Source organism: Pseudomonas sp. PS01270 (assembly GCF_029959775.1).
In the GTDB taxonomy this organism is placed as follows: Bacteria; Pseudomonadota; Gammaproteobacteria; order Pseudomonadales; family Pseudomonadaceae; genus Aquipseudomonas; species Aquipseudomonas atacamensis.
Genome location: NZ_JASCPT010000068.1, coordinates 13,520 through 30,985, shown reverse-complemented (window position 1 = coordinate 30,985; position 17,466 = coordinate 13,520). Strand labels below are relative to the sequence as shown.

Annotated in this window: 18 protein-coding genes; 10 read left to right on the top strand and 8 right to left on the bottom strand. The window is 60.7% G+C overall.

The window, feature by feature from the left end; all coding sequences use genetic code 11:
- The 9 genes from QMX86_RS18265 to QMX86_RS18225 all read left to right on the top strand — a co-directional run.
- The coding region (locus QMX86_RS18265; protein ID WP_282390404.1) for a hypothetical protein at positions 1-201 on the top strand (201 nt) is incomplete at its 5' end.
- 52 nt (positions 202-253) lie between these two features.
- A complete protein-coding gene (gene glpD, locus QMX86_RS18260; protein ID WP_282383855.1) occupies positions 254-1,789 on the top strand; it encodes a glycerol-3-phosphate dehydrogenase in 1,536 nt (511 codons plus the stop codon).
- Positions 1,790-2,310: 521 nt separating this feature from the next.
- The gene (locus tag QMX86_RS18255) at positions 2,311-3,225 is read left to right on the top strand and encodes a glutamate/aspartate ABC transporter substrate-binding protein (RefSeq protein WP_095181779.1); all 915 of its coding nucleotides are present in this window, start codon (positions 2,311-2,313) and stop codon (positions 3,223-3,225) included.
- Positions 3,226-3,425: 200 nt separating this feature from the next.
- Complete coding sequence (locus tag QMX86_RS18250) at positions 3,426-4,172, top strand: amino acid ABC transporter permease (protein ID WP_056790046.1); 747 nt, start codon at positions 3,426-3,428, stop codon at positions 4,170-4,172.
- Positions 4,172-4,843 (top strand): ABC transporter permease subunit, encoded by a 672-nt coding sequence (locus tag QMX86_RS18245; protein WP_016773391.1) that lies wholly within the window; start codon positions 4,172-4,174, stop codon positions 4,841-4,843. The genes QMX86_RS18250 and QMX86_RS18245 overlap by 1 nt, the downstream gene beginning before the upstream one ends.
- Complete coding sequence (locus tag QMX86_RS18240) at positions 4,840-5,574, top strand: amino acid ABC transporter ATP-binding protein (protein WP_016773390.1); 735 nt, start codon at positions 4,840-4,842, stop codon at positions 5,572-5,574. The genes QMX86_RS18245 and QMX86_RS18240 overlap by 4 nt, the downstream gene beginning before the upstream one ends.
- A gap of 229 nt (positions 5,575-5,803) precedes the next feature.
- A complete protein-coding gene (locus tag QMX86_RS18235; protein WP_150638632.1) occupies positions 5,804-7,705 on the top strand; it encodes an ATP-binding protein in 1,902 nt (633 codons plus the stop codon).
- The gene (locus QMX86_RS18230; RefSeq protein WP_024014166.1) at positions 7,702-9,027 is read left to right on the top strand and encodes a sigma-54 dependent transcriptional regulator; all 1,326 of its coding nucleotides are present in this window, start codon (positions 7,702-7,704) and stop codon (positions 9,025-9,027) included. The genes QMX86_RS18235 and QMX86_RS18230 overlap by 4 nt, the downstream gene beginning before the upstream one ends.
- Positions 9,028-9,035: 8 nt before the next feature.
- Positions 9,036-9,365 (top strand): GlpM family protein, encoded by a 330-nt coding sequence (locus QMX86_RS18225; RefSeq protein ID WP_172834034.1) that lies wholly within the window; start codon positions 9,036-9,038, stop codon positions 9,363-9,365.
- An 18-nt stretch (positions 9,366-9,383) separates the two neighbouring features.
- Here the strand turns inward: QMX86_RS18225 and QMX86_RS18220 are convergent, their stop codons facing one another.
- The 3 genes from QMX86_RS18220 to QMX86_RS18210 all read right to left on the bottom strand — a co-directional run bounded on the left by QMX86_RS18220 (position 9,384) and on the right by QMX86_RS18210 (position 12,124).
- Positions 9,384-10,292, bottom strand: a complete 909-nt coding sequence (locus QMX86_RS18220) for a hypothetical protein (protein ID WP_122507766.1) — start codon at positions 10,290-10,292, stop codon at positions 9,384-9,386.
- On the bottom strand, positions 10,289-10,984 hold the full coding sequence (locus tag QMX86_RS18215; protein ID WP_024014168.1) for a hypothetical protein: 696 nt from the start codon (positions 10,982-10,984) through the stop codon (positions 10,289-10,291). The genes QMX86_RS18220 and QMX86_RS18215 overlap by 4 nt, the downstream gene beginning before the upstream one ends.
- 105 nt (positions 10,985-11,089) lie before the next feature.
- On the bottom strand, positions 11,090-12,124 hold the full coding sequence (locus tag QMX86_RS18210) for an alpha/beta hydrolase (protein WP_024014169.1): 1,035 nt from the start codon (positions 12,122-12,124) through the stop codon (positions 11,090-11,092).
- A 216-nt stretch (positions 12,125-12,340) separates the two neighbouring features.
- Between QMX86_RS18210 and metR the strand changes: the two genes are divergently transcribed.
- Complete coding sequence (gene metR / locus QMX86_RS18205; protein ID WP_016773382.1) at positions 12,341-13,258, top strand: transcriptional regulator MetR; 918 nt, start codon at positions 12,341-12,343, stop codon at positions 13,256-13,258.
- A 151-nt stretch (positions 13,259-13,409) separates the two neighbouring features.
- Here the strand turns inward: metR and QMX86_RS18200 are convergent, their stop codons facing one another.
- From QMX86_RS18200 to QMX86_RS18180, 5 genes are all read right to left on the bottom strand, one after another.
- Positions 13,410-13,907: a GNAT family N-acetyltransferase gene (locus QMX86_RS18200; protein WP_282383862.1), complete on the bottom strand. Its 498-nt coding sequence runs from the start codon at positions 13,905-13,907 to the stop codon at positions 13,410-13,412.
- A gap of 1 nt (position 13,908) precedes the next feature.
- Positions 13,909-14,547 (bottom strand): LysE family translocator, encoded by a 639-nt coding sequence (locus QMX86_RS18195; RefSeq protein ID WP_282383864.1) that lies wholly within the window; start codon positions 14,545-14,547, stop codon positions 13,909-13,911.
- Between the two features lie 23 nt (positions 14,548-14,570).
- A complete protein-coding gene (locus QMX86_RS18190) occupies positions 14,571-14,981 on the bottom strand; it encodes an NUDIX domain-containing protein (protein WP_073473193.1) in 411 nt (136 codons plus the stop codon).
- A gap of 68 nt (positions 14,982-15,049) precedes the next feature.
- Entirely contained in the window at positions 15,050-16,375 is a 1,326-nt protein-coding gene (locus QMX86_RS18185) for an APC family permease (protein WP_024014173.1), read from the bottom strand.
- Positions 16,376-16,641: 266 nt separating this feature from the next.
- Entirely contained in the window at positions 16,642-17,463 is an 822-nt protein-coding gene (locus tag QMX86_RS18180) for a carbon-nitrogen hydrolase family protein (protein ID WP_282383866.1), read from the bottom strand.
- Between the last annotated feature and the right edge of the window lie 3 nt (positions 17,464-17,466).

The following is a 17,466-nucleotide window of genomic DNA, read 5'->3' as shown; positions in this document are numbered from 1 at the left end:
CAGGCTCGCACCCACTCTTGGAATGCATTGCAAAATGTGGGAGCGAGCCTGCTCGCGAAAACGATCGATCACACCACACATCTTCTGCGCCTTGCGCGCGTTCATGTTCGAAAATTTTCTTTTAATCGCCCTTCGATGAGTTTTTTCAATCGAACGCGACTGGCTGTGCGCGTGTTTATGGGCTACCATTTTCGCAAATGAACATTAATGTTCGATTTCCAAGACATAAAACCAAAAGAACCGAGGCCAGCCGATGTCCACCTCTACCTTGCGTACGCCCCCTCTCTCCGAGATCTATGATGTTGCCGTGATTGGCGGCGGGATCAATGGCGTGGGGATCGCAGCGGATGCCGCCGGTCGCGGTCTTTCGGTGTTCCTTTGCGAAAAAGACGACTTGGCCAGCCACACCTCTTCGGCCAGCAGCAAGCTGATTCACGGTGGCCTGCGCTACCTGGAACATTACGAATTCCGTCTGGTGCGCGAAGCGCTGGCCGAGCGCGAAGTCCTGCTGGCGAAAGCGCCGCACATCGTCAAACCGATGCGTTTCGTCCTGCCACACCGCCCGCACCTGCGTCCGGCGTGGATGATTCGTGCCGGCCTGTTCCTTTACGACAACCTCGGCAAGCGCGAAAAACTGCCGGGTTCGAAAAGCCTGAAGTTTGGCGCCGACAGCGCGCTGAAAAGCGAAATCAAGAAAGGCTTCGAATACTCCGACTGCTGGGTCGATGACGCCCGCCTCGTGGTCCTGAACGCCATGGCCGCCCGCGAAAAAGGCGCCCACATTCATACCCAGACCCGCTGCGTCAGTGCACGCCGCACCAAAGGTTTGTGGCATCTGCATCTGGAGCGCGCCGACGGCAGCCTGTTTTCGATCACCGCCAAAGCACTGGTCAACGCCGCCGGTCCGTGGGTGGCGAAGTTCATTCGTGACGACCTGAAGATGGAATCGCCGTATGGCATCCGTTTGATCCAGGGCAGCCACATCATCGTGCCGAAACTGTACGAAGGCGAGCATGCGCACATTCTGCAAAACGAAGACCAGCGCATCGTTTTCACCATTCCGTACCTGAACCACTTCACCCTGATCGGCACTACCGACCGCGAGTACACCGGCGACCCGGCGAAAGTGGCGATCACCGAAGGCGAAACCGATTACGTGCTGAAAGTGGTCAACGCGCACTTCAAGAAGCAGCTCAGCCGCGAAGACATCCTGCACAGCTACTCGGGCGTTCGGCCGCTGTGCAACGACGAATCCGACAACCCGTCGGCAGTGACCCGCGATTACACCCTAGCGCTGTCGGGCAGTGCCGAAGAAGCGCCGTTGCTGTCGGTGTTCGGTGGCAAGCTCACCACTTACCGCAAACTCGCCGAATCGGCGATGGCGCAGTTGATGCCGTTCTTCACCCAGATGCGCCCGAGCTGGACCGCGACCGCCACCCTGCCCGGTGGCGAAGACATGACCACGCCAGAGGCGCTGAGCGCGCGAATTCGCGACAAATTCGATTTCGTCCCGACCGAAATCGCCCGGCGCTGGGCCGTCACCTACGGCAGCCGCACCTGGCGCATGCTCGAAGGCGTGGAAACACTGGCCGACATGGGCGAACACATCGGTGGCGGGCTCTACACCCGCGAAGTCGATTACCTGTGCAGCGAAGAATGGGCGACCACGGCGCATGACATCCTGTGGCGCCGTACCAAGCTAGGCTTGTTCACCACAGCGGAGGAGCAGCAGAAGCTCGCGACGTATCTGGGCAAGGTTGAGCAGAATCGGAAGATCGAAGCGGCTTGATCTCACCGTTCAAACGAAAGCCCCTGCATCGAGAGATTCAGGGGCTTTTTGTTATGTGGACTTTGTTGAACCTGATTGGGGCAGTTAGATCTTTTCCCCCTCACCCCAGCCCTCTCCCCCAAGGGGTAGAGGGGGAAAGGGAGCCGATCTCCGTGGGTTCCAAAGTCCGAGGTCGACTCGGTATCTCGCGTCGCCGTAACTCGACCATCCACCGCAGTCAGTCCCCTCTCCCTCCGGGAGAGGGTTAGGGTGAGGGGCTTTTGATCGTTCGGTTTTCCGAACGCGACTCCACAGTCGATTCGGTTAACCGGATCTCACCCTCAAAAAATTACCGCCACAAAACTTTAATAACGTTATAAAACAAATGGTTAACCGACTGTGACTGGTCTGGCACGAGTCATGCTCTACACTCTCTCGACGAATGCCTGCTGTGCCAACACTTCAGGAGCCGTCAGGCATTCGAAGCACAAAAAGGGCCGACAAACTGGCTCCATAAAAAAAACAATGTCGAGGAAAATTTGATGCGCATCGTTCCCCATATCCTGGGCGCAGCCATTGCTGCCGCTCTGATCAGCACGCCAGTTTTCGCCGCCGAACTCACCGGCACCCTGAAGAAGATCAAAGAGTCCGGTGTCATCACCCTGGGCCACCGTGACGCCTCCATTCCGTTCTCCTACATCGCTGATGCGTCCGGCAAGCCGGTCGGCTACTCGCACGATATCCAGCTGAAGATCGTCGAAGCGATCAAGAAAGACCTCGACCTGCCGAACCTGCAAGTCAAATACAACCTCGTCACCTCGCAGACCCGTATCCCGCTGGTGCAGAACGGCACCGTGGACGTCGAGTGCGGTTCGACCACCAACAACGTCGAGCGTCAGCAGCAGGTCGACTTCTCCGTCGGCATCTTCGAAATCGGTACCCGTCTGCTGTCCAAGAAAGACTCCAAGTACAAGGATTTCGACGATCTGAAAGGCAAGAACGTCGTAACCACCGCCGGCACCACCTCCGAGCGCATCCTCAAGGCGATGAACGCCGACAAGCAGATGGGCATGAACGTCATCTCCGCCAAAGACCACGGCGAGTCCTTCCAGATGCTGGAATCGGGCCGTGCCGTTGCGTTCATGATGGATGACGCGCTGCTGGCCGGCGAAGCCGCCAAGGCCAAGAAAGCCGCCGATTGGGAAGTGACCGGCACGCCACAGTCGTACGAAATCTACGGCTGCATGATGCGCAAAGGCGACGAGCCGTTCAAAAAGGCTGTGGATGACGCGATCAAGGCCACTTACGCTTCGGGCGAAATCAACAAGATCTACGAGAAATGGTTCATGCAGCCGATTCCGCCAAAAGGCCTGAACCTGAACTTCCCGATGAGCGACGAGCTCAAGACCCTGATCGCCAATCCGACCGACAAAGCGGCTGACGACAAGAAGTCCTGATTTTCTGACTAACCTTATCCCCTGAGGAGGCGCCTGCCTTTTCAGGGGATGGTCACTCCCTGCTGGCATTTTTCTGGAAACACTCGAACCGGTGGCTGTCGAGCCGATCGCGTGTGCCCGGTCTTTGAAAAAAGACTGGGGAGGGAACGGAGTTCCCCAAGCGGGCACTTGTACATCGATCGAATCGAGGGGAGACCCTAATGAATTACAACTGGGACTGGGGCGTGTTCTTCAAGTCCACCGGTGTGGGCAGCGAGACCTATCTCGACTGGTTCATCTCCGGTCTGGGCTGGACCATCGCCATCGCCGTCGTGGCGTGGATCATCGCCCTGCTGCTCGGCTCGCTGCTGGGCATCATGCGCACTGTGCCGAACCGCATCGTATCGGGCATCGCGACCTGCTACGTCGAGCTGTTCCGTAACGTGCCGCTGCTGGTGCAGCTGTTCATCTGGTACTTTCTGGTGCCCGATCTGCTGCCGCCGGATCTGCAGGAGTGGTACAAGCAGGACCTCAACCCGACCACTTCGGCCTACCTCAGCGTTGTCGTCTGCCTCGGTCTGTTCACCGCCGCCCGTGTCTGCGAGCAAGTGCGCACCGGTATCCAGGCACTGCCTCGGGGTCAGGAATCCGCCGCCCGCGCGATGGGTTTCAAGCTGCCGCAGATCTACTGGAACGTGCTGCTGCCCCAGGCCTACCGGATCATCATTCCGCCGCTCACCTCGGAATTCCTCAACGTGTTCAAGAACTCCTCCGTGGCGTCCTTGATCGGTTTGATGGAATTGCTGGCGCAGACCAAACAGACCGCCGAGTTCTCGGCCAACCTGTTCGAAGCGTTCACCCTGGCAACCCTGATCTATTTCACCCTCAACATGAGCCTGATGCTGCTGATGCGCCTGGTCGAGAAAAAAGTCGCGGTGCCCGGCCTGATCTCCGTGGGGGGTAAATAATGGAATTCGATTTCAGTGGCATCGTCCCGGCCATTCCCGGTTTGTGGAACGGTATGGTGATGACCCTCAAGCTGATGGCCATGGGCGTGATCGGCGGGATGATTCTCGGCACGATCCTCGCGCTGTGCCGTTTGTCGCACAACAAGCTGCTGTCGAGCATCGCTGGCGCCTACGTCAACTATTTCCGCTCGATTCCGCTGCTGCTGGTGATCACCTGGTTCTACCTGGCGGTGCCGTTCGTGCTGCGCTGGATCACCGGCGAAGACACGCCGATCGGTGCGTTCACCTCTTGCGTCGTGGCGTTCATGATGTTCGAAGCGGCGTACTTCTGCGAAATCGTCCGTGCCGGTGTGCAGTCGATTTCCAAGGGCCAGATGGGTGCCGCGCAAGCGCTGGGCATGAACTACGGACAGATGATGCGCCTGATCATCCTGCCGCAGGCGTTCCGCAAGATGACCCCGCTGCTGCTGCAGCAGAGCATCATCCTGTTCCAGGACACCTCGCTGGTCTACACCGTGGGCCTGGTGGACTTCCTCAACGCCTCGCGCGCCAGCGGCGACATCATCGGCCGCTCCAATGAGTTCCTGATTTTCGCCGGTCTCGTGTACTTCATCATCAGCTTCGCCGCCTCGCGGTTGGTCAAGCGTCTGCAAAAAAGGTTCGCCGTATGATCTCTATCAAAAACATCAACAAGTGGTATGGGGACTTCCAGGTGCTGACTGATTGCAGCACCGAGGTCAAGAAAGGCGAAGTGATCGTGGTCTGCGGCCCGTCGGGTTCGGGCAAGTCGACGCTGATCAAGTGCGTCAACGCCCTGGAACCGTTCCAGAAAGGCGACGTTGTGGTTGACGGCACGTCGATCGCCGATCCGAAAACCAACCTGCCGAAACTGCGTTCGCGCGTCGGCATGGTGTTCCAGCATTTCGAGCTGTTCCCGCACCTGACCATCACCGAAAACCTGACCATCGCGCAGATCAAGGTGCTCGGTCGCAGCAAGGAAGAGGCGACCAAAAAAGGTCTGCAACTGCTCGAGCGCGTAGGTTTGTCGGCGCACGCCCACAAGCATCCGGGGCAACTGTCCGGTGGTCAGCAACAGCGTGTGGCGATTGCCCGTGCGCTGGCGATGGACCCGATCGTCATGCTGTTCGACGAACCGACCTCGGCGCTCGACCCGGAAATGGTCAATGAAGTGCTCGACGTCATGGTGCAGCTGGCCCACGAAGGCATGACCATGATGTGCGTGACGCACGAAATGGGCTTCGCCCGTAAAGTGGCGGACCGGGTGATCTTCATGGACCAGGGCAAGATCATCGAAGACTGCCCGAAAGAGGAATTCTTCGGCGACATCAGCGCCCGCTCCGAACGCGCGCAGCACTTCCTTGAGAAAATCCTGCAGCACTAAAAGCAACACACCCGCACCCTGTCTGTGGGGTGCGGGCAGCCTGACAATGAGATCCCCTGTGGCGAGGGGATTTATCCCCGTCCGGCTGTGCAGCAGTCGTAAAAACCTGTGCATGCGGTCTTTCAGTTAAACCGCAGTGATGGTTTTGGGGCCGCTTCGCGGCCCAACGGGGATAAATCCCCTCGCCACAGGCACAAACAAGTGTTGTGGTTGACCCAAGGCATCTGTGATGAAATGCGACCCCACTCTTTATCGCGCTGCAGAGCCATCACTTGCCGTGAAGCCCCGTCTGATCCGTCATCTGTTCCTGCCGCCGCTGATCATCGCCCTGATGGTCGGACTGGGTTTCATCGGCTTCTGGACCAGTGAACACTTCGGCATCCGCAGCCTCGGCGAGAACGGTCAGCGTCAGCTGGAACTGCACGCCCGCGCGGTCGAAAGCGAGATCAGCAAATACACCTACCTGCCCAGTCTGCTGGAACTCGAAACCAGTGTGCCGCAGTTGCTGGCCGACCCGACCCCGGAGCACCGGCAGACGGTCAACGATTACCTCGAAGGCCTGAACCGCCGCAGCCGCAGCCGGGCCATCTACGTCATGGACACCACCGGCCGGGTCATGGCCACCAGCAACTGGCGCGATGTCGACAGTTATCTGGGTGAAGACTTGTCCTTCCGCGCCTATTTCAAGGACGCCGTGCGCGGCCAGCCCGGGCGCTTCTATGGCATTGGCAGCACCAACGGCGAACCCGGTTACTACCTCGCCCACGGCCTCGAAGAGCACGGCAAGATCATCGGTGTCGCGGTGGTCAAGGTGCGTCTGGAAGCCATGGAAGAGCGTTGGCAACGGGCGCGTCTGGAAGCGTTCGTCAGCGATGAGAACGGCATCATCATTCTCTCCAGCGATCCCGCCAGGCGTCTGAAATCGGTAATTCCGCTGAGCGACGAGGTCAAGGAAAAACTCGCCCGCAGCCTGCAGTACTACTGGTTCCCGCTCAACGAACTGCAACCGCTGGCCCGCGAGACACTGGCCGAAGGCGTGGAGAAACTGACCTTCCCGGCCAACAGCGAATTGCAGCCCGACGAAGACGACATCAGTTATCTGGCGCAAACCCGACTGCTGAGCGACACGCCGTGGAATTTCACCCTGCTCACGCCGTTGCAGGACCTGCGCCGCGAAGCGATCAACCAAGGCATTCTGGTGGCGGTGGCGTTTGCCCTGTTTGCTTTTCTGCTGATTGCCTGGAACGAGCGGCGCAAAGTCCTCGCCACCCGCCTCGCCGCCCGCGAAGCGTTGCAGGAAGCCAACAGTCAACTGGAGCGTCGGATTACCGAACGCACCGCCGATCTGCGCGCCAGCAACGAACGCCTGAAGAGTCAGATCCGCGAGCGCCGCCAGGCCGAAGAGACGTTGCGCCGCGCCCAGGATGAACTGGTGCAGGCCGGCAAACTCGCGGCCATCGGCCAGATGTCGACCAGCATTGCCCATGAACTGAACCAGCCGCTGGCGGCGATGCGCACGCTGTCGGGCAACACCGTGCGCTTTCTCGAGCGCGGCCAGCTCGACGTCGCCAGCACCAACCTCAAGACCATCAACGACCTGATCGACCGCATGGGCCGGATCACCGCCAGCCTGCGTTCATTTGCCCGGCGCGGCGACAACCAGGGTCAGGCCAGTCTCGGCAAAGCCGTCGACGCTGCATTGCAAGTGCTCGGCGCGCGCGTGGAAAACACCGCACTGCAGATTCACCGGCAGTTTGCCGATGTGCATCTGCTGATCGATCAGACCCGTCTCGAACAGATCCTCGTCAACCTGATCGGCAACGCCCTCGACGCCATGCACGCGCAACCGCAGCCGCAGCTGTGGCTGGAGGGTGAAGAATTCAACGGCAAGTATCGCTTGCGGGTGCGCGACAACGGCCACGGCATCGACGCCGAAGCGCGCAAGCATCTGTTCGAACCGTTCTTCACCACCAAACCCGGCGAGCAAGGCCTGGGACTGGGCCTGACCCTGTCCGCCAGCCTCGCCGCCGCTACCGGCGGGCACCTGGGTGTCGAACACCCGGCCGGCGGTGGCACCACTTTCGTCCTCAGTTTACCGTTGGTAAGCCCTCTTTCTGCCGAGCCAATATGAACCCTGAACTCAGTGTGCTGATTGTCGAAGATGACCCCCATGTGCTGCTCGGCTGCCAACAGGCGCTGACCCTCGAAGACATTCCGTGCATCGGCGTCGGCAGTGCCGAAGAAGCGCTAGCGCAGGTCGGCGACAACTTTGCCGGCATCGTCATCAGCGACATCCGCCTGCCGGGCATCGATGGCCTGGAATTGCTCACCCGCCTCAAGCAGCGTGATCGCAGCCTGCCGGTAGTGCTGATCACCGGCCACGGCGACATTTCCATGGCCGTCGGCGCGATGCAGAAAGGCGCTTACGATTTCATGGAAAAACCGTTCTCGCCGGAACGCTTGGTCGATGTCGCGCGACGGGCGCTGGAGCAACGCAGCCTCGCCCGCGAGGTTTCCTCGTTGCGTCGGCAACTGGCTGAACGCGACTCCCTTGAAGGGCGGATCATCGGCCGTTCACCAGCGATGCAGAATCTGCGCGAACTGATCGCAAACGTCGCCGACACTTCGGCCAACGTCTTGATCGAAGGCGAGACCGGCACCGGCAAGGAGCTGGTCGCTCGTTGCCTGCACGATTTCAGTCGGCGCCACAGCAAACAGTTCGTCGCGCTGAATTGCGGCGGCCTGCCGGAAAACCTTTTTGAAAGCGAGATCTTCGGCCACGAAGCCAACGCCTTCACCGGCGCCGGCAAACGCCGCATCGGCAAGATCGAGCACGCCGACGGCGGTACGCTGTTCCTCGACGAAGTGGAAAGCATGCCGCTGCCGTTGCAGATCAAGTTGCTGCGCGTATTGCAGGAACGCACCCTCGAACGTCTCGGCTCGAACCAGAGCGTGGCAGTGGATTGCCGGGTGATTGCGGCGACCAAATCCGACCTTGATGAGTCGAGCAAGGCCGGCGAGTTTCGCAGCGACTTGTACTACCGCCTCAACGTTGTGACCCTGGAATTGCCGCCGCTGCGCGAACGCCGTGAAGACATCCTGCAACTGTTCGAACACTTCACCCAGCAGTCGGCGCTGCGCTTTGATCGCGCACTGCCGGAACTGGACAACCAGACCCTGTCGAACCTGATGAGCCATGATTGGCCGGGCAACGTGCGCGAACTGCGCAACGTCGCCGAACGCTTCGCCCTCGGCCTGCCGGCCTTCAAGAAATCCGGGGCCAGCGCCGGCCAGGGTCTGGCGTTTGCCGAAGCGGTGGAAGCGTTCGAGCGCAATCTGCTGGTCGACGCCTTGCAACGCAGCGGCGGCAACCTGACCCAGGCCAGCCAGGAACTGGGCATGGCCAAGACCACGCTGTTCGACAAAGTCAAAAAGTACGGGCTGAGCCACTGATGGATCTGATTCTCAAAGCCGCCATCGGCGCCGCAGTGGTGCTGATCCTCGCGGCACTGTCCAAGACCAGGAACTATTACATCGCCGGCCTGGTGCCGCTGTTCCCGACCTTTGCCCTGATCGCGCATTACATCGTCGGCAAGGGCCGTTCGGTCGACGATCTGAAGACCACAATCGTGTTCGGCATGTGGTCGATCATTCCCTACTTCGTGTACCTGGCGACGTTGTATGTGATGGTCGACCGCATGCGCCTGGAAGCGTCACTGGCGGTGGCGGCGGTGGCCTGGTTGATAGCGGCGACGGTGCTGGTCAGCGTGTGGGTCAGGCTGCATGCTTGAACCCACGCGCATCTGCCTCTAGCGACCGTAGACTCGGGCCAGTTGCGCGGACGACAAGGCATCCTCGAACGGCACCGGCACTGACTTCACCGCACCGTAGAGATTGCGGTAGCGCCAGTAGTTGCCGTTCTGCGCCAGTTGATAACCGCGCTCGACCACGCGCTGGCCGTCGAGCACGTAACGCAGGGTTTCCTGCGCGGCCGGCGGTGGCGTCGGTTGCATCAGATCGGCGCTCAACACGCGCATGGATTCGTCAATGCATTCATCCAGCACGGCGGTGACCTTGGCCAGGTCAAGGGCGCCATCATCAATGCATTGCTTGCCGCAACGACGAATCGGCTGACTGGCCACTTCGATGCGCATGCGGTACAGCGGCGAGCCGGCGATATCCTGCAATTGCACCTGATTGACCAGCACGAAACTGCCGCGATCGGGCGTCAGCATCAGCTTCGGTTCGATCAGCAAGCGTGCCGTCACCGCACCTGCCCCCTGCTTGAATCCGGAGACTTGCGACGCCGCCTGAAAACGCTGTTGCAAGCGCTCCTGCAACGGCACGCCGGCGAGCAGGTCGGCCAGCGGCCGCGATTCGTTCAGCGCGGCTTTTTCGGCATCGCGCTGTAAGGTACCGGACCCCATTTGCGTGTTGATCAAGCTGGCCACCAGAATCCCCGCCAACCCGGCGCCCGCGCCGGAGCTCGATACCAGCGTGTAACTGGAATTGGCCGCATTCACTGCCGCCTTGCTATCGATCACCGTGCTGGCGCCGACAAATTCCGCCGGCAGTTGCACGTCGACCTTGAGCCCGTGAGCCTGCACATAGCTCATGGCGGCCTGATCCTTGAAACCGGCCTCGGGTGCCGGTTTCTGCGCACAGCCAGGCAACGCCAGCAGCGAGATCGCCGCGAGGGTCAGCGCCAGACGTTTCATTGCGCGAACGGGGCGATCATTTGCTGACGGCTGTTATCCATCGCCTGATAAAACGCGTTGGACAGGTTGGTGTAGGACGGCTCGTCCCACTCGCCTTGCGCGGCTTGCACAGCGGCGAATGGCTGGTACCACAAGAGTTTGTTGTCCGACAGATCGATCACCATGCCCTGGCCGCCGACCTGGGCCATCGGCACGCTGGTAGGCACGATGCTGTAGTAGCTACGGGTGGCACCGGTGGCATAAATCGACACCAGCAACAGACGGTCGATGCCGTGGGCAGCTTTCATCGGCGACAGGTCCTTGGTCATGTAGCCCTCGCGGAAATCGACTTCCTTGAAGGTCTTCAGATCGACCTTTTCATCAATGCGCTTGGCCTTGTAGCCCTTGGCCTGCAACTTGGCGACTATGGCGTCGGGCAGGGTTTCCAGATCGCGCACCTGCCAGGTCTCGACATTGGCGCTGAGCTTGCTGTTGACGCCGGCATTGATGGCGTAATCGAGGATGCCCTGATTGCCGGTCAGCGCCAGCACCGGCGACGGTACGACGGTAATGGCCACACCGATGGTCGGCTCTTTGGCATCCCAGAACTGTTTGTCCAGGGCCACGGGCGGTTGCACATGGGCGCAGCCGGTGAGAGTCAGTACGGCGAGCAGAGCCAGCGCGGCCCATTGACGTGTAGCGCGAAAAATCATGGATCAAGTCCCTATGTCTGAAAACGTTCCTGCGCCTTATCGGCAACAACGCGGCAAACAATAGTGGCACATTGATATTTTTTTGGCGACAGGATGCTGGCACTGTTACAGCAGATTGTTCGGCGCTGCCGGATCGACCTGCGCCCAATGCGAAGTATCCTCGCGATGCGCCTGCAGATACGGCAGCACCGCCGCCAGCAACGGTTCCTTGAACGCCTCCTGAAAGCGATGCGCGAGTCCCGGAATCAGCTTCAACTGACTGCCCTGGATGTGCGCCGCCAGATGTACGCCGTGCATCACCGGCAGCAGCGGATCTGCCGTGCCGTGCACCACCAGGGTCGGCACGCGCAGTTGATTGAGCAGTGCCACCCGGCTCGGCTCGGCAAGAATCGCCATGATTTGCCGTTTGACGCCTTCGGGGTTGAACGCGCGGTCGTAGGACGCAGCCGCCTGTTGCAACAGCGCTTGGCGATCATCGGTTACCGCCGGGCTACCGAGTGCCGCGAGCAGATCGGCCTGTTGCTCCAGCGCCACTTCGCGGTTCGGCGCGCCTCGGCGCGAGAGCAACTGCACCAGCGCCGCACTCGGCGCCGGCAGGCCTTCAGCGCCGGAAGTGGTCATGATCAGCGTCAGGCTTTCCACCCGCTGCGGCGCCATCGCCGCCATGTGCTGGGCGATCATCCCGCCCATGCTCGCGCCGAGCACGTGGAATTGCTCAACCTTCAGCGCCGTCATCAAGCCCAGCGCATCGTCGGCCATGTCGGTCAGGCTGTACGGGGCCGAGACCGGCAGACCGAGTTTGTAACGCAGCACTTCGAAGGTCAGATTGGCCTCGATCGGCGCCTGCCGCCAGGTCGACAATCCGACGTCGCGGTTGTCATAGCGGATCACGCGGAAACCCTGCTGGCACAAAGCGACAACGACTTCGTCCGGCCAGTGGATCAACTGCCCACCCAGGCCCATGACCAGCAACAGCGCCGGGTCCGACGCACGACCGATACTCTGATAGGCAAGACTGACCTGCGCCAGCTCGGCGTGCTCGGTCGGCACGTTGACATCGCAGCGTCCGGCTGCCAACGAGCCGGCCCCGAACAAAAGCGCGGCCAACGCGGCCGCGACTGAAAAAACTCTCTTGAACATGAAAAACACCAAAACGCAGCACCCCAGTAGAGCGCGAGTCTGATGAAGTTCGTACAAGCGCGCTGCCACAGTTGCATGACAGTTTGATGAAGACTGCCGAGCGGTCCGCTGTTGATTGCATCGCTGGATCCTGGCCGGCAGATCGACAAAGCGTGCTTCATGAGACAAACTCACCTTCCACGCATTCGTCACAAGTTTTCTTCATGGAGCCCGCCGGTGCTTGAAATCCGACATCTGAAAACCCTGCACGCCCTGCGCGAAGCCGACAGTCTTGTCGATGCCGCTGACCGCCTGCATCTGACGCAGTCAGCCTTGTCGCACCAGTTCAAAGAGCTGGAAGAGCGCATGGGCATGCAGTTGTTCGTGCGCAAGACCAAACCGGTGCGCTTCACCAGCGCCGGTCTGCGCCTGCTGCAACTGGCCGACGCCACTCTGCCGCTGTTGCGTGCTGCGGAACGGGACATTGGTCGGCTGGCCGGTGGCACCGCCGGGCGTCTGCACATGGCGATCGAATGCCACAGCTGCTTCCAGTGGCTGATGCCGACCATCGACCAGTTCCGCGATGCCTGGCCGGAAGTCGAGCTGGACCTGGCTTCGGGTTTCGCTTTCGCGCCGCTGCCGGCACTGGCCCGTGGCGATCTGGATCTGGTGGTGACCTCCGATCCGCTGGAAATTGCCGGCATCACTTACGTGCCGCTGTTCACCTACGAAGCCATGCTCGCGGTGGCCAACCAGCATGCGCTGGCGAGCAAGCCGTACATCGTTCCTGAAGACTTGTTGACGGAAACGCTGATCACCTACCCGGTCGAGCGCGATCGCCTGGACATCTTCACCCGCTTCCTCGAACCGGCCGACATCGAACCGGCGCAGGTGCGCACTTCCGAGCTGACGGTGATGATGATGCAACTGGTCGCCAGCGGCCGTGGCGTCTGCGGCATGCCGCACTGGGCGCTGCATGAATACAGCTCGCGCGGCTATGTGAAGGGCAAACGGTTGGGTGAAAAGGGCTTGTTCGCGACGCTGTACGCGGCGATTCGCACCGACATGCTCGACGCGCCGTATATGCGCGACTTCCTGCTGACCGCCAAGGACACTTCGTTTTCGACCCTCGATGGGGTCAGTGCCGTACGCTGATCTGCTGTGCAGGAGATGATCGTTCCCACGCTCTGCGTGGGAATGCCTCAACGGACGCTCTGCGTTCGGCTTTGGATGGGACGCAGAGCGTCCCGGGCTGCATTCCCACGCAGAGCGTGGGAACGATCAGTACAAGGATTGTCGTGGTGGGTCAGAGCTGGCGCCACATATGGATCTTGTCGAAGTAGTCTTCGCCCACCCGCACGGCGAGTGGTTCGAGGCCGTACTGAATGAAGCCGCAACGCTGGTACAACTGAAAAGCCGCGTCATTGCCGGCGGTGACAGTGAGCTGCAGCAGTTTCAGCGCCGGATGCTTTTGCGCTTCGGCCAATGCCGCCTGCACCAGATCAAAGCCCAGACCCCGGCGACGAAAATCCGCCGAGACATACATGCCGAAGAGAGTGGCCTTGTGGCGCGCCTTCTCGCGCGGTTCGAACGCCAGGCCGACAATCCCGGCCAACGTCCCGGCATCGAATGCCCCCAGCACCACATCGAGATTGCTGGTCAGGCGCCCTTCCCACCAACTCAACGGCATCACTGCGCGTTCGCGCACGCTGGAAGTGAAGGCCTGCGGATGCCGGTCATAGGCTTGCAGCATCAGTTCGCGGTAGGCCAGGGCGTGACTGGCGTCCAGCCGTTCGATCCACATGTCAGGCGGTCCGGCGTTGTTCGAGCATCAGTTTTACGGCGAGGCCGCCGAGCACCAAGCCCATGAAATAACGCTGCATCGCCAGCCACGTCGGGTTGCGCACAAACCACGAGGCGATGCCTGCGGCGAACAGCGCGATCAACAGATTGACGCTGAAGCTGACGCTGATCTGCGTGAGGCCGAGGACGATGCTTTGGGTGAACACCGAGCCGTGCTCAGGGCTGATGAATTGCGGAAACACTGACAGATAGAACACGGCGATTTTCGGGTTCAGTGCGCTGGTGAGAAAACCCATGGTGATCAATTTGCGCGACGAGTCGGGCGGCAATTGCTGCGCTTCGAACGGCGAACGCGCGCCGGGTTTCACCGCTTGCCAGGCCAGCCACAGCAGGTACAGCGCACCGGCCCATTTCAACACTTCATAAGCCATCGGCACGGCGAGAAACACCGCCGTCAAACCCGCCGCCGCGGCGAACATATGCACGAAGAACCCGCCGACCACGCCAAGTAACGAAGTCACTCCGGCGCGGCGCCCTTGACAGATCGACCGCGAGATCAGATAGATCATGTTCGGCCCCGGCGTCAGCACCATCAGCAATGCGGTGGCGGCGAAGATCAGCAGGTCTTGCAACGGGATCATGGCAACGTCCTTTGCGGGAATGATCAGGCGAGTGCAATCAGTGAACGGCGATAAAACGGCAGGATGTGCTCGCGTGTCAATGGCGCCAGCTCGAGCGCCGGATCAGTGGCCGGATCGACCCAGATGACTTCCTCGATTTCCGCCGCCGGGCAGACGTCGCTATCGATGGTCAGTTGAAAGATTTCCGCATGGACAATGAAGCCCGGCTCGTTGGCGGCGGGGGCGGAAAAACTGTTGAGGAAAATCGCCTGCGCCGGGTCGATCTGCAGCCCGAGTTCTTCTTCCAGCTCACGGGCCAATGCGTGCACTGGCAACTCGTTGGCTTCGATCTTGCCGCCCGGTTGCATGAAAGCCGTGGTGCCGCGCTTGCGCACCAGCAGGGTCTGGCCTTGCGCGTTGAGCAACAGGGCTGCGGCGATATGAATGGTCGACATAAAGTAATTCCCTGGCGCAAAAGCGCCAAGGATCCCATGCCCGTCAGAGGGAAGCCAAGCCACGAAGCTCAGGTCGCTTCCTGAAAATCCAGTTCCGGCGGCTGACGGCGGAAACCACCCGTCAGCACGGCGAGATACACCACACCAATCGCCAGCCAGCTCAGCCCCAGCCACACCGCCAGATGATCAAGGCTGACCATCAGCCACAGGTCGGCCACCAGACCGATCAGCGGGCAGAGCAGAAACAGCAGCAACTCGCGCGGGCCTTTTTTCTCGCCGCCGATCCAGTAATGGAAGATCACCGACAGGTTGACCAGGCTGAACGCCAGGAACGCGCCGAAGTTGATGAACGAGGTCGAGGTGGTGACGTCGAGTTTCAGCGCCAGCAACGCCACCGCCGCGCACAACAGAATGCTGTTGACCGGTGTGCCGAAGCGCGCATGCAAGGTGCCGAAAAATGACTTCGGTAAGACGCCGTCGCGGCCCATGGCGAACAGCAGTCGCGAACCACTGGCCTGGGCCGACAGCCCCGAGGCGAACTGGCCGACGATCAGGCCGATCAGGAAGATCGAGACGAACAGGTCGCCACCGATGTTGCGCGCAATTTCATAGGCTGCCGAGTCGACGCTGTCGAACTGGAACGATGGATGAGCGATCTGCACGAAGTAAGAAACGCCAACGAAGATCAGGCCACCGATCAAGGTGATCAGCATGATCGCCCGGGGAATGGTGCGGCGTGGATCGCGGGTCTCTTCGGTCAGGGTGCTGACTGCGTCAAAGCCAAGGAATGAATAGCAGGCAATCGCCGCGCCGCTCATGATCAGCGGCATCTGCATGTCGCCGTTGAAGAACGGTTTGATCGACCACAGCGGCGTGCTCGCATCGCCGCCGATGTAGTGCACGCACAGCGCCACGAAGGCAATCAATACGAGGAACTGCACCAGCATCAGCAAGGCGTTGATGCCGTTAGCCAGTTTCAGCCCGACGATGTTGATCGCACTGGTGATGCCGATGAACGCCAGCACCCAGATCCATTGCGGGATCGACGGGAACGCCGAAGCCAGATAAGCGGCGCCGATCAGCCAGATCGCCATCGGTAGAAACAGGTAATCGAGCAACACCGCCCAGCCGGCAATGAAACCGAGTTTCGGACTGATCGCCTTGCGCACGTAGCTGTAAGCCGAGCCGGCGACCGGGAAAGCGGCGGCCATGCGTCCGTAACTCATGGCGGTGAAGAACATTGCCACCAGCGCGGCCAGGTAGGCGGCCGGCACCATGCCGGCGGTGGACTGGGCGAGGATCCCGAAAGTGCCGAGGACAATGATCGGCGTCATGTAGGCGATGCCGAACAGCACCACCGACCCTAGCGAAAGGGTGCGTTGCAAACGAGCCATGGGCGACTTACTCCGAATGTTATTGGATTTATGGCAGAGCCGGGTTCGGCAAAAATTTCGGGTGTGGCTGATTATTTTTGTTCGACTGAAGATCGTTACCCCCTCACCCCAGCCCTCTCCCCCAAAGGGGGCGAGGGGGAAAGGGAGCCGATCTATGTGGACTTCAATATCTGAGTTCGACTCGGTATCTCAGGTCGATGTATCTCGAAACTACACCTCGGTCAGTCCCCTCTCCCTCCGGGAGAGGGCTAGGGTGAGGGCAGCGGTTATGGGTGTGGAATCAATAGCTCGCGAACACCGCAAGCCTGCTCCACCACCTCCCCCGGCAACTTCAAACGCTGATCATCCAGATAGCGATAATCCTTGCGCGCAAAGTCCAGTTGCGTGAAATCCAGCTCGACCCTGAACTGCCCTTCTTCACGTCCGGCCTCGAACAGCAGCGCCCCCAGCGGATCGACCAGCGCGCTGCCGCCGGCGAACACCAAGCCGTCATCCCCTGCATCAACGCGATTGACCATCAGCGCAAACGCCTGGTTTTCCTGGGCGCGGGCCATGATCGCGGTGCGGTGGGTCGGGCCGTACGGGTCCATGTTGCCGTTGGTGACGATGAGCAATTCCACGCCAAGTTGCGCCAGTGCGCGGGCGGTTTCCGGGAACTCGATGTCGTAGCAGATCAACAGGCCCACGCGCGCACCGTTCCACACGCAGGTGGCGTAACGGTCGCCGGCTTCGAACACGCCGCGATCCGAAGCCCACAAGTGGGTCTTGCGGTATTTCAGGGCGATGCCTTCGGGGGTGATCAGCAGCGTGGTGTTGTAGTAGCGGCCGTTGTCGTTCTCGGCCATGCCGACCACCACGGCGATGTTGCGCTCACGCGCCGCCGCAAGCACGGCGCTGACGGTCGGGCCGTCGAGCGGTTCGGCGATCTGCGCCACGGTTTCGGCGTTGGGGAAGCCCATCAGGTGGGTTTCCGGGAACACGATCATCTGCGTGTCGGCCGCGCAGGCAGCAATCGCCGCCAGTGCGCGTTGCAGGTTGTAAGCCGTGTCGTTGTCACGGCCCGCCAGTTGGGCGAGTTCGACTTTCATGGT